General features: G+C 44.4%; 12 protein-coding genes. 9 read left to right on the top strand and 3 right to left on the bottom strand.

Annotated elements, in window-relative coordinates; translation table 11 throughout:
* Positions 1 to 2 precede the first annotated feature (2 nt).
* Together ACHKAR_RS02495 and ACHKAR_RS02490 are read left to right on the top strand one after the other, a co-directional pair.
* Positions 3 to 1,007: an HlyD family secretion protein gene (locus ACHKAR_RS02495; RefSeq protein ID WP_159579951.1), complete on the top strand. Its 1,005-nt coding sequence runs from the start codon at positions 3 to 5 to the stop codon at positions 1,005 to 1,007.
* Entirely contained in the window at positions 1,004 to 2,215 is a 1,212-nt protein-coding gene (locus ACHKAR_RS02490; RefSeq protein WP_395416032.1) for a hypothetical protein, read from the top strand. Before ACHKAR_RS02495 ends, ACHKAR_RS02490 begins: the two co-directional genes overlap by 4 nt.
* A gap of 49 nt (positions 2,216 to 2,264) precedes the next feature.
* On the opposite strand, the gene ACHKAR_RS02485 is transcribed toward ACHKAR_RS02490, so the two are convergent.
* The gene (locus ACHKAR_RS02485; protein WP_159579947.1) at positions 2,265 to 2,702 is read right to left on the bottom strand and encodes a peptidylprolyl isomerase; all 438 of its coding nucleotides are present in this window, start codon (positions 2,700 to 2,702) and stop codon (positions 2,265 to 2,267) included.
* Between the two features lie 80 nt (positions 2,703 to 2,782).
* On the opposite strand from ACHKAR_RS02485, the gene ACHKAR_RS02480 reads away from it, so the two are divergent.
* The 3 genes from ACHKAR_RS02480 to ACHKAR_RS02470 all read left to right on the top strand — a co-directional run bounded on the left by ACHKAR_RS02480 (position 2,783) and on the right by ACHKAR_RS02470 (position 6,732).
* Positions 2,783 to 3,622, top strand: a complete 840-nt coding sequence (locus tag ACHKAR_RS02480) for a CvfB family protein (RefSeq protein WP_395416031.1) — start codon at positions 2,783 to 2,785, stop codon at positions 3,620 to 3,622.
* Positions 3,623 to 3,798: 176 nt separating this feature from the next.
* The gene (locus ACHKAR_RS02475) at positions 3,799 to 4,449 is read left to right on the top strand and encodes a response regulator (RefSeq protein ID WP_395416030.1); all 651 of its coding nucleotides are present in this window, start codon (positions 3,799 to 3,801) and stop codon (positions 4,447 to 4,449) included.
* A gap of 633 nt (positions 4,450 to 5,082) precedes the next feature.
* On the top strand, positions 5,083 to 6,732 hold the full coding sequence (locus ACHKAR_RS02470; RefSeq protein WP_395416029.1) for an alpha-amylase family glycosyl hydrolase: 1,650 nt from the start codon (positions 5,083 to 5,085) through the stop codon (positions 6,730 to 6,732).
* Positions 6,733 to 6,769: 37 nt separating this feature from the next.
* Here ACHKAR_RS02470 and ACHKAR_RS02465 read toward each other — a convergent pair whose 3' ends face one another.
* Together ACHKAR_RS02465 and ACHKAR_RS02460 are read right to left on the bottom strand one after the other, a co-directional pair.
* Positions 6,770 to 7,147, bottom strand: a complete 378-nt coding sequence (locus ACHKAR_RS02465; protein ID WP_159579939.1) for a hypothetical protein — start codon at positions 7,145 to 7,147, stop codon at positions 6,770 to 6,772.
* Positions 7,148 to 7,270: 123 nt separating this feature from the next.
* Positions 7,271 to 7,837: a hypothetical protein gene (locus ACHKAR_RS02460; protein ID WP_395416028.1), complete on the bottom strand. Its 567-nt coding sequence runs from the start codon at positions 7,835 to 7,837 to the stop codon at positions 7,271 to 7,273.
* Between the two features lie 268 nt (positions 7,838 to 8,105).
* Here ACHKAR_RS02460 and ACHKAR_RS02455 point away from each other — a divergent pair, with 268 nt between their 5' ends.
* Genes ACHKAR_RS02455 through ACHKAR_RS02440 form a run of 4 tightly spaced genes read left to right on the top strand, consistent with a single transcriptional unit; the run spans position 8,106 to position 12,430 of the window.
* Entirely contained in the window at positions 8,106 to 8,597 is a 492-nt protein-coding gene (locus tag ACHKAR_RS02455) for a nucleoid-structuring protein H-NS (protein WP_395416027.1), read from the top strand.
* 20 nt (positions 8,598 to 8,617) lie between these two features.
* Positions 8,618 to 9,190, top strand: a complete 573-nt coding sequence (locus tag ACHKAR_RS02450; protein WP_370519051.1) for a hypothetical protein — start codon at positions 8,618 to 8,620, stop codon at positions 9,188 to 9,190.
* On the top strand, positions 9,187 to 10,020 hold the full coding sequence (locus ACHKAR_RS02445; RefSeq protein WP_395416026.1) for a hypothetical protein: 834 nt from the start codon (positions 9,187 to 9,189) through the stop codon (positions 10,018 to 10,020). Before ACHKAR_RS02450 ends, ACHKAR_RS02445 begins: the two co-directional genes overlap by 4 nt.
* On the top strand, positions 10,007 to 12,430 hold the full coding sequence (locus ACHKAR_RS02440; protein WP_395416025.1) for a leucine-rich repeat domain-containing protein: 2,424 nt from the start codon (positions 10,007 to 10,009) through the stop codon (positions 12,428 to 12,430). Before ACHKAR_RS02445 ends, ACHKAR_RS02440 begins: the two co-directional genes overlap by 14 nt.
* Positions 12,431 to 12,452: the final 22 nt, after the last annotated feature.

Below are 12,452 nucleotides of genomic sequence, written 5' to 3'. Positions count from 1 at the left end.
TCATGAGTAAAAAATTATTTGTATTGATCTGGGTTGTATTGGGTGTCTCCCTTGCGGTCATTTCCTTAAGGTATAAAAGCAGAACAGAGGCGTTGGTGGCAGTGGTGGAGTCGCAGGTGACTGCCGTGAGTTATCAGAAGCCGGTCATTATAGAAAGAATCTACGTCATTCCGGGCCAGGAGGTCAACGTGGGAGACACTCTGGTGGTGGTTTCCAGACCGGACCTTAACCTGGATATCGAAAGGAAAACCAACGAGCAGGAGCGCGTGGTTTCAGGTATAGTCCAGGCCAATCAGGACTACCTGAGCAAGAAAGAGCTTCTTACTATAGAAAGAGAAGGGAAGATCAACAGGCTAATCTCCGAAAGAAGCGAATTGCAGACAGAGCTCAACCAACAAACGCGAATCCGCCAGCAGTTGTCCGGAGGAATGCTTTCCACCACAGCAGACTCATTGAAAATCATTCAGCTAAAGGCCATTGAAACAGAAATATCTGACTTGAAGCGATTCTACGCCCAGGAGATCCAACGTCAGCAGTTGCAATTAAACGAGCAATTGGAAATCCAGAAAAAGGAGATTGAGCTGATCGAAAAAGAGCTTCAGGCCCTTTATGACGAGCGAAACACCCTCGTGAGGGTGGCTAAGTTTCAGGGCATCGTGGGCACGCTGGATGTACATTTGGATGAACTCGTGCCGGCTTTCAAAACCCTTTTGTCCATTTATGAGTCTCACCCTTCCATCATCAAAGCATATATCAACGAACGTTTTACCTCTATGGTAAAGCCAGGAGATACGGTGAAGGTGGTTTCTGAAAATAGGCTATATAGCATTACCGGGTATGTGAAGGAGCTGGGTGCGCGGATTACGGCATATCCTGGTAAAATTCAGTCACCAACGGCCAACACAGTGAGTTACGGACAGGAGATCTTCATCAGCATCCCTACGGACAATAGCTTTCTGAACGGGGAGAAGGTATTTGTATATCCTCAGATGTCTACCACGCAATGAAAAAATGGATTTTGATGATCGGCCTGGCATTGACCAGCGCATTGACCAGTCAGGGACAGGGCCAATTAGAGTACCTCAGTGCCCCAATCACTGATGGGGAGTACATGATCGTACAAATGACGGAGGACTTCCTCTCTGATCATAAATTTGGCTCTCCATGGTTGCGAGATTTGGATTTCAGGGTGCGTTCCTCTGGTTCACAGATTGGGGTAGAAGAGTATAGGATGCGCCTGGGCCTTATCAATCCACTGGAGATCAAAGCCAACAGAGATTATAAACGTTTGATGGATAGGCAGTTGGGCGCAGAGCGACTGGAAGTTATTAACAATGTCATGTTGCGACGATATGAAATACTATTGGAGCATGCTTTTCTCACCAGAAAAAAGGACCTGTTGGAAAGTCGGGAAAATGAGCTCCAGAAGCAATCGAATCTCCTGCTAGGAGCCCAGGGGTCGCTAAATGACCTGATTGACGTAGAGGAGTCGCTCACCAAACTGGGGCTTGAAAGCATCGGCCTTGATCATAAAATTGAATTGGTCATGTCGTCTGTTTCCTCCTCGGGCGTGCGGAACTTGGAGTGGGGAAGCTTTGATGTGATCCCGATTGACACTATCTGGCAGCGCACCAGGGAGATAGAATGGTCTAATGGAATGCTGCATGACCGGGCGCTGCGCTCTTTGGCTCAGAAGGAACAGCTGCTGAAAATTGATCAGGCAGAAGCTTTCAGCAACATCGGCTTCATTCAAGGCGAATATGATCTTGACAGGGGAGACGCACCCGCCGATCACCTTGGGTTTCAGATGGGTTTGACCATCCCTATTTTTAATTCGGACAAGCCACAATTGGAGCGCAAGAAGTTGGCGCTGATAGACGATCAGGTGGAATTGGAGACATCTGTGAGCGTAGAGAAGGAACGGGTGGATTATATGATCTCAGAGATGGAAACCTCTTATTTGCAGTTGATGCTGCTGGCTAAACGATCGCAGAAATTGAATGAATACCGGCAGCTGAACAGTGAGATCTCGGGTGATCTGGATACTTACATCAAATTGTCGGAGCTTGATTACTTTATTCGTGAAAAGACCCTGAACTATGAATCAGCCATTCGGATGAACTATATCCGACTATTGCATCTCAAGGGTAAGCTGGCTGAGTCGCCACTGATCAATTATTTATCGGCAGATGAGGTGTCATTTGAGTTGAAGTAGGACAATCCTGATTGGTGAATACGCCATTCACCAATCAGAAATTCCATTTTTACGCTTCAGTGATGACCACTTTCTCCATCACATCATCTTCTCTGATGGCATCAATTACTTCCAAACCCTCAACCACTTTTCCGAATACGGTGTGATTTCTATCCAGATGTGCAGTGTTTTTTCGGCTATGACAGATGAAAAACTGTGAACCACCTGTATTCCTGCCTGCGTGCGCCATCGAAAGCACTCCACGGTCGTGATACTGATTGTCACCATCCAATTCACAATCTATGGTATATCCGGGGCCACCTGCTCCGGTTCCTTTTGGGCAACCACCCTGGATCACGAAATCAGGTATCACGCGATGAAATGTCAATCCGTCATAAAACCCCTTCTCTGCTAGAGAGATAAAGTTAGCTACAGCTTTAGGAGCGTCTTGCTCGAAGAAATTGATTTTCATCACACCCTTTTTGGTATGTATTTCTGCTTTTTTCATTGGTATTGTTATTTATGAACCCCGCAAAGGTAACAGAGGCTCAGTAAATAGAATACCTTTGTGGCTTAATAAGGTCCATAATGTCGTTACCATTAGTCGAAATAGGCAGAATCAATAAGCTTGAAGTTTTAAAGTCCACAGAACAAGGGCTATACCTCGGGGACAGTGTTGAAGAAATATTATTGCCCAATAAGTACATTCCCGAAGGTCTTGAAATAGGGGATTATATAGATGTTTTTATCTATACAGACTCTGAGGACCGATTGATTGCTACCACCTTGACCCCTCACATCATGCGGGGAGAGTTTGCTTATTTAAAAGTAAAGGATGCCACTTCCTTCGGTACTTTTATGGACTGGGGGTTGGAAAAGGACTTGTTGGTTCCCTTCAAAGAGCAATTGGAGCGTATGGATGTAGGCAAATCTTATTTGGTCTACATGTACCTGGACAATGTGACCGATCGCCTTGTTGGTTCTACACACCTCAACAAGTTTGTGGAGCAAAATACGATCGAACTGGAAGAGGGTGAAGAAGTGCAGATATTGGTGGGCAATGATACTGATCTGGGCTTTCAGTGCATTGTGAATGGTAAATACAAGGGCCTGGTTTATAAGAACCAAATCTTTAAGGATATCCAGCCGGGAGATACCACATCGGCTTTTGTGAAGCAAATAAGGCCTGACAATAAGATAGATCTGGTGCTGGAGCGTACAGGCCACGAAAGCATTGAACCCAATGCTGAAAGAGTGTTTGAGGTACTAAAGAAGAACGAAGGTTTTTTGCCACTTCATGATAAGAGTGATCCTGACGAAATCAAGCGACTTCTTCAAATGAGCAAAAAGAATTTCAAAAAGGCTATTGGTACCCTCTACAGACAACGACTCGTGACCCTTGATGACAAGGGAATTACCCTGAAATAGATCCGACTCTTCTGTTTTCTTAGTACTTCCTTATAACTCTGTTGTTTCAAAATAATAAAACATTATGGAGGTATAAGGAGTTTATTAGGATCGAATGTCTGTGAAATCGCGTTTGATTGGTGACAAAATTGTACCCATGAAATCGCAGGATCGTTGATATATAGAGTCACCGCCACATGAAAAACAAGATTAGGATCCTTTTGGTAGATGATCATCCCATGATCAGGGACGCCATCCGGCAATACTTTTCTACAAATGAAGAAATAGAGATTCTGGATGAAGCCAATAATGGACAGGAAGCCCTCCAAAAACTTGAAGAGAAAGATTTTGATCTGATTATCACAGATATGGCTATGCCAGACATGAATGGGGTGGAGTTTATGACGGCCCTTCAGGATCGGCAAATCAAACAGGATGTTCTGGTAGTCTCTATGATCAATGAAGTTTCTCAAATTAAGAAGATGATAAGTCTTGGAGCCAAGGGGTATGTACTGAAAAATAGTCCAAAGGAAGAAATACTCAAGGCCATCAAAACCATAAGTGGTGGAGAAAACTACTACACACGTGAAGTATATGACATCATCATGGGGCAGTTGTCTGGTAAAAAACCTGCCTTGCAGCGTGTTTCACTGGAGGTAACTCTTACCAAACGTGAAAAGGAGATCGTAAGGTTGATTATGGAGGAGCATTCCAATCAGGTGATTGCGGATATGCTCTTTATTAGCGTAAGAACCGTGGAAGCTCACAAGCGTAACATCCTCGAAAAGACAGGTTGCAAGACCATGGCTGGCCTGGCCATATACGCCATCGAGAAAGGCATCATTTGAGCCTCTGCTTAACTTATAGGTAATTCACCTATTTTTCAATAATCAGGTTAACACCCTAATATCTCTTTTTGAGTCCGGATAGATTTGTATCATCAGCAATTAGAAAGATGGTAAATCCACATGATCTTATACGGAACACAGAAATAATTCTCATATCATCGAATCCCTATGAGGTGGATATGATGCTGAGTAGTTTGAAGGTTTCGGAAGAGACTTGTGATTTGCTATGGTTAAAAGACAGCCAGCGAACGTTTGATTATTTGCGCTCAAGAGGATTATATAAAGGAAATGAGCTCGGGAGTCGAGCCAGAATATTTATTCTCGGTAAAAATTTTCCTGAAATAGAGTGCATCATAAGCTTACTGCAATCCGATCATCGGTTTCTGGATTACCCGATCTATCAATTTGCAGTGAATACCTAGACTGCCAGGAGTAGGGTCATGTGGTTTTCGCTAGAAGAAATTTTAAAATGGGTTTTTTGTTTTAGATACTCACACTAAAACCCCTCTCTTTATTGTAGATATCAGTGCGTGAGCATTTGAAAGTCGGCCAAGTGGCCGGCTTTCTTTTTTTCTACTTGGCAGAGTTACTTCTTTCTCTTAGTTTTAGCTTCTTCTAAAACATAAATGACCCATGTACAAAGCCCTCTTTACAATACTCATTACCCTTGGCGGCTTAGGTTGTTCTGAAAAGCCCACTTCTGAGGCAATAGAACAGCCACCAGTCTTCAAATGGGAGAATGCGACGATCTATTTCCTGTTGACGGATCGTTTTTATAACGGTAATCCCGAGAATGATACGAACTATGGTCGTGAGCCCGATGGAGCGGTTTTAAGGAGCTTTATGGGCGGAGATTTGCAAGGGATCACCATGAAAATAGAGGAAGGCTACTTTGACGACCTGGGGGTTGATGCCATTTGGTTCAACCCACCAGTGGAACAGATTCATGGCTATGTGGACGAGGGTACTGGTAAAACCTATGGATATCACGGATATTGGGCGCGTGACTGGACGGCCATTGATCCCAATTTTGGCACTATGGAAGACCTCAAAAGTCTTGTGAAAGTAGCACACGAGCATGGGATCCGCATCTTAATGGATGTGGTGGTGAACCATACCGGGCCCGTCACACCAGAAGACAGCCAGTGGCCGGATGCATGGGTGCGAACCACCCCGCAGTGCACTTATACAGATGCCGCTTCCACCATAGCCTGTACACTGGTAGAAAACTTGCCGGATATCCTAACGGATAGCGACGAGGAAGTGGCGCTTCCCGATTTTCTGGTTGAGAAATGGACCCAGGAGGGAAGATTGGAGGAAGAAGTGGCGGAGTTGGATGCGTTTTTTGAAAGAACGGGATATCCTCGAGCACCCAGGTTTTACATCATGAAATGGCTGACTGACTATGTGCGCGAAATGGGAATTGATGGCTACAGAGTGGATACTGCTAAACATACCGAAGCTTCTATCTGGGGAGAGCTCTATAAGCTCGCCAGCGAAGCCTTTAAGGATTGGAAATCAACTTCACCGGCGGAAGTGCTGGATGACGAGGACTTTTTCATGGTCGGGGAGGTGTATGGATACGGTATTCAGAATGGTCAAGATTACTTTTATAATGCTGAGGACAGTGTCAATTTTTTCGAAAATGGCTTTAAAAGTCTGATCAACTTCTCTATGAAAGGTGATGCTGGCAGAGTGCCGGAAGAGGTTTTTTCCTATTATGCCAATCAACTCAGCACTGTTCTTAGTGGCTATACAGTGCTCAACTATGTGAGTTCTCATGATGATGGTGGGCCTTTTGATCGCGAAAGAACCAACGGCTACCTGGCCGGTACCATGCTAATGCTCACACCTGGACAGGCCCAGATCTATTATGGAGATGAAACGTCCCGGCCATTGCAAGCGGAGGGCGCTCAGGGAGATGCCAACCTTCGTACCATGATGAATTGGGCTGACCTGGATACTCCGGAAATTCAGGGCTTGCTATCACACTGGCAGCGACTGGGACAGTTCAGAAAGGATCATGTCGCCGTTGGTGCGGGGAAGCATCAGCTCATGAACGGAACGCCTTATACCTTTTCAAGAACCTATAGTGATGGAGCTGCAAGTGATCGTGTGATAGTGGTGATGGATAATGATGGTAGTGCGGTTAACTCCAGGGGGATTTTCGGCGATGGGGAGCGTGTAACGAATTACTATACGGGCGAAACCACTGAAGTGGCGAATGGTGAAATCTCTTTTGAGGAAGGGGTAGGACTGCTCTTGATCGGAAGGCGCCCTTAACAAAAAAGCCCTTCAAAATTAATTGAAGGGCTTTTTACTAAATTTTTCTAACTTCAGCGTTGATGTTATAGTCTTTCACCAATTCCTGAGTGAATTTCATATGACCATGAGGTACAAATATTTGAAATTTGCCTCGCTTCATTGTTGCCAGTGTTTCCAGCAGTTTCCATTTATTGATCAAATCATTCGGGTTATCCACTTTAGTAGAAATCTCAAAGTAGGCTTTTCCGTCGTTTTTCGTTGCCGTCACATCTGGAGTAAAATTCACATCTTTGGTTTGCCCAATCAATTGGTAAGGGGATTCATAGTCGCTCAGATCAGCTCTGATATTTTCGTAACCCTGTTTCTTAATGTTTTCGATTACGCTTGATAATAATTCTTCGTAAGAAGTTTTACTCCTAGTTTGTTGAAGCATAGGTATTTAAAATTTATGATTTTTTCGTTTGTCGAAGTGCAGCTGCCTAAGTGGCAATTTTTCAGTGCATTAAATAATCCACTAAGTTAAACAATAATCTCACCACATTGTTTTAAACCGGCATTAATCTTTTCTAGGAGGGGTAATCATGATGTGAGCGCGATGAGTACCCGGATCCATAATCCAGGGACCCCCATCAGACATGGGGCCGGTAGGTAGTCCTGTTTCCTCGGCTGTGGCAAATGGTATATACACCACATACCTCAGGTATGGATTAATGGGGCTGCCATTGTCATCCAGATCGGCTTGATATACTGTTAGCGTAGATTTATCTGGAATCACCAATTTACCAGCTTGAGCTTCTGCCTCACGGGTGGCAAAGATTTCATCGAACGACTTTCCCATGGCTTTCAATTCACGTCCTCTGGCCATAAAGGGATCCAGGTCTTTGTGATAAGCTACCACACTAAACCCTTCTTTGGACGGATCATCACCTATGCAGACCAGGTGGTTGGACCCCTCACGAAGCAAAACAAACGTTCCGTCTGCATTGTATCCATATACTGTGGCATTTGCACGGTATGCTTCCGGTGCAGCCAAAGTAGCCAACTCAAGGTTAGTCTGTGCAATCACAGGAGCTACACTAGATAGTAAGGCAAGAAATAAGGGGAGTAGAGTGACGCGCTTCATGGTCTTTCGGGTTTTGATCATAATTTACCCAAAATCATACAGACCAGCAATTTGCTCTGTGATGGCATCCGTTACAAGGATAAGTATTCTCAATTAGGCGACTATTTTCTCATAATGATAATTTCTCAGGTTTGAAACTTAATTTAATCAGTACTCAGTAAGTTTGGAATGCTATTTGCAATAGGAGGTCAGTCTTTGAAAGTGGATAAATTATTACATCATATTTCAAGAGATAACGTTTAACGATCATGACAAACCAATGAATAAAATGAGACAAAAAAGATTGAATATTTCGCTGATCAATACCACGCTTTTGCTAGCGCTGATTGTGGGCTTTTCAGCATGTAAAAACAAAAAGAAAGTTGCCGAAGTTTCGGATCCGCAGGAAGTAAGAGACCAAATAGAAGAAGAGCTGGCCGAAGACCAAACGGAAGAAATGGAAGAGCCTGAAGAACGAATCGCCACGAAGGAGCCTAACAAATCTCAAAAGCTGGAGAACTATTTTGCAGCCATAGCGAATGCTCCCTCTGCCACCTCTGCCAATGGAAGTATTAGCGAGGCATTAACCATGTTTGGTAGACCCGATGCACCGGTGCTTATCGTGATCTATCGCAAAGATGGTAGCACTGACTATGACGAACCCACCACCATCAAGAAGTATCTGGAATACCTGAAGGATACCGGAAACAACAAGGCCAAGGTGGAAGAAATGGTGTTGGATGATTATGGCAAAATCAAAGAATTGGTGCTTAAGAAGTAAACTCAAAAAGACAGAAAATCATGAAAATATTTAAATACATCACACTGGCAGCCACGCTGCTACTAGTATCTTCTGCGTTTGCGCAGGACGACATTGATCCTAGAAGAAAACAGGCGATAGATTCACTCGCGTTGGAAAAGGTCAAAGACCTGAGTAAGTACATCAGCATTATAGGGGATAAAAAAACCCAGTATTCTGAAGCGCAGCGAGTCATGGATCGGGCAGAAGAGCTCTTTGCTCCTGATAGTGAAATGGGCGTTTCTTCCTTATCCAAAGAAGAAATCTCCTACTACAAAGTTCGTCAGTATTTTGAGCGGCTGATGGCGCTCAATTATGACAAGGTGAGCATCAAATGGTACGATATCCACTACATCAGTGATTTGGAGCAACAACCAGACGGCACCTTTGTAGGAGTGATTACCATTTACCAGCGATTTGAAGGAACTTCTGATGATGGTATGAGCTATAAGGATACCACCAAGAAGGATATCACGATCTATGTGAAGAAGAAGGAAACACAAATTGCCGGTCGCACCATCGAGTTTTGGGATGTCCTATTGGGAGATGTGCGGGTAACCGAAACCTCTGCATGAGATACGGCCTATTGATTACAGCCCTTGTGATCACTTTCACTTCATCAGTGGCCCAGCGATCGGTCACTGATGAAATGAAAGATACCGAGGATGAGTTGTATGCGTCTACCAAGCAGATCAATCAATTCTTTCACCGCTTCAATGGGGAAGAAGACGAGCGCGGTAATCGCTACTATCCGGAGGATAAGAAATACCGGGATGCGGGACTCAGAAAGAAGTATCTGCCGATACTTTTTGATACTGAAACCGGATACGTCAAGACCGAAACGGCCAACTCATTTATCAAGGAAGTTCTGGATAAGAAAAACCCTGTATTTCTTGACTTTCACTCAGGCGACTGGTTTGCCGAAGTGAATACCACTTTCCTCTACAAAGGCAAAGAAGTGAGTGTGTTGCTCTATATGATCCTGCAACAGCAGGGCCAAGGTTATGAATGGGTCATCGATGATCTCTCTTTCGATCCTTATAAGTCATCCTTTAAGAAGGACACCTCAGAGCAAAAAATGTTTATACATCCCATGAGCCATGAATTGGATTTCATGACCCTCAGGAAAGCTTTTAGAAACACCCAAAACCCCGAGCAATATACCTCTCGAAAATGGGAGCCGGATTACCTTACACTTTTCCTTTTTGAGATGAAAGGCGGTGCACTTGAGTTCAAAACCGTGAAAAATGTGAAGTTCCACTTCTTTGAAGTGGATGGCTGGTATTTTGAACTCTCCAATTTTAACAGACCTGGATACAATACTGGCTGGCTGATCTCTAACCTGGTGAAGGTGGGGGCTGCTGAGCAAAAACAAATGAAAGATTACCTCTATGACAAAAACTAGCCTGAAGGCCGTTTTCATATTCCTGACTTTTACCTTACTCTTTGGCACGATCAAAACCTTCGGCCAGGAGAATCAAACCACAGAAACAGACGAAGCCTATCTGTCTGAAGTGAGAGGTTTGGTGTCCTTTTATCAGTATATGCTCAATACCGTGGGATCTTCCAAAACCCCCACAAGAGATAAGGAAGCCATTCTCACCGAGAGTTATAAGAAAATCTTTCTAAACCGGCAGGTGCAGGTGGAGGATGACCTGCTGCCCGACCGCAACGCCATCACCAATAAGGATGTGTCCGGCTACCTCAGGGATGTGGATTTTTTCTTTAAGCACATCTCTTTTTCATTTGAGGATATCCAAATAACAAAGGCCGAACGGGAAAATGGAAAGGCCTATTTTCTGGTAGAGTTCCAAAATACGATTGAGGCGGTTACCCTGGAGGGAAATCCCTACAAGAATACTTCCAGGCGCTTTCTGGAGGTGAACGTAAATGAAGAGGAATCTGACCTGAAAATTGTCAGTGTATACACCACCAAGATCAGTCGGGAAAAAGAGCTGCGAAACTGGTGGGAAAACTTGTCTTATGGTTGGACACGCATCTTCAAGGCCTATGTAGACTTTGATACCATATCGGATGAGGCACTTTTTAAGATAGCCGCCATAGATAGTATCAATTTGTCTGGAAACCAGATGATACAGGACATTCGTCCACTGGCTGCCCTGAGAGGACTGAGGGTATTGGACATCAGCAATACCAAGGTAGATGACCTGGGGCCACTGCGGTATGCCATGAAGCTTGAAAAATTAAGTGCATCGAATACACGACTCTCAAATATTGACGTACTTCAGTACTTCGAAAACCTTAAACAGGTCGACCTCTCACAGACCCTGGCACAAGATATTACGGCTATTGGAGGACTTACCCGTCTGGAAACGCTGAACCTATCAGGTTCTAATGTAATTGTATTCACGCCGCTCAGAAGTCTGACCAGCTTGAAGATGGTTGACTTTTCCAACACGGCTTTTACCGATCCGGAAGTGCTTATCGGTAGTACACAACTCCAAAAAGCTCTGTTATCACGAACTGGGGTGAAGACGTTATCTGTACTCAGCGGCTTCAAAGGTTTGAAAGTGCTGGACTTGTCTGAAACTTATATCAGCAGCCTTGTCGGCCTGGAGAATCACCCCGCACTGGAGCAACTCTCCATTAATCAGACCACTGTCAACACCCTGAGCCCATTGCGAGACTGCCCAAAATTGAAGAAAGTCTATGCGGACTACACGGGAGTATCAGAGTCACAGGCCTCTCAGTTGATGTCTGCCAAACCTGGATTGGTGGTGGTGATCAACAGTGAAAAGGTCATCGAATGGTGGAAAAATCTACCTTTTGATTGGAAAACTGTACTTACTCAAAGGGTCGGGCTTTCAAATCCTAGCAAAGAGGATGTGATCAAATTACTCAATATCGATTCGCTGGATGTGAGCAACCAGCAGCTGGTGTCCTCAAAACCTTTGGAAAAATTCACGAGACTCAGGTATCTAAACGTCAGTAAGAACCTATTTACTGATCTGCGATTTACAGCAGGAATGTCTGATCTTGAGTTTCTGGAGGGAGAGAAGCTCCCCATAGAGACATTGGCCGGATTGGAGCAAAACAAAAACCTCAAGTACGTCATTGTGAAGGGGAGCCTCATTCAGGACATCAGGTCTATACAATCCCTCAATAAGCTCTTACTGGTGGATGTGGACCAATCGAAAATCACTGAAGATCGGGTAAGGGCTTTTTTGAAAGTGAACCCGGAAACAGTGGTTATTTACCAGTCGGAAGCTTTGCTATCGTGGTGGGAAGAACTTTCTGATCCCTGGAGAAAGGCCTTTGGTTTGAGTAAAACAGATGCTTTTACTTTGCATCAGCTCATCGAGAGCCGCTCTGTCAAAATAGAAAACACTCCAATTTCCTCGCTCAGGCCGCTGGATAGATTTATCAATTTGAAGGAGGTTTCACTCTCCAATACCGGAGTGACTAGTCTGATTGACCTCAATGTTCATGAAGGGATAGAGCAAATCACCTGCAAAAATGGCCCGCTGATGGACCTGGAAGGATTGGCGTCATTACAGTACCTGCGATTGCTGGACATCTCCAGTACAGCGGTGGACGACCTGAGGCCGATCAGTGACAACCAGACCCTGATGACCCTGAACTGTTCAGGCACCAATGTCAAGAAATTGAAAGGGCTGGAGGCACTGCGCCAGCTTGAGGTATTAAATATAAGCAACACAAGAGTTTGGCAACTGGACAGGCTTTACGATATTAGCGGTCTGAAATCACTCATTTGCTACAATACCAGAATTCGGTCTCATAAGATTGACGAATTCAAGGGAGTTTTCCCTAACTGTGAGGTGACTTTTTATTAATCAAATACAATCAATACCAAAC

The sequence above is a fragment of the Marinoscillum luteum genome, from assembly GCF_044005705.1.
Lineage (GTDB): Bacteria > Bacteroidota > Bacteroidia > Cytophagales > Cyclobacteriaceae > Marinoscillum > Marinoscillum luteum.
The sequence above is the reverse complement of the archived record's forward strand: the minus strand, read 5'-3'. Positions and strand labels throughout refer to the sequence as shown.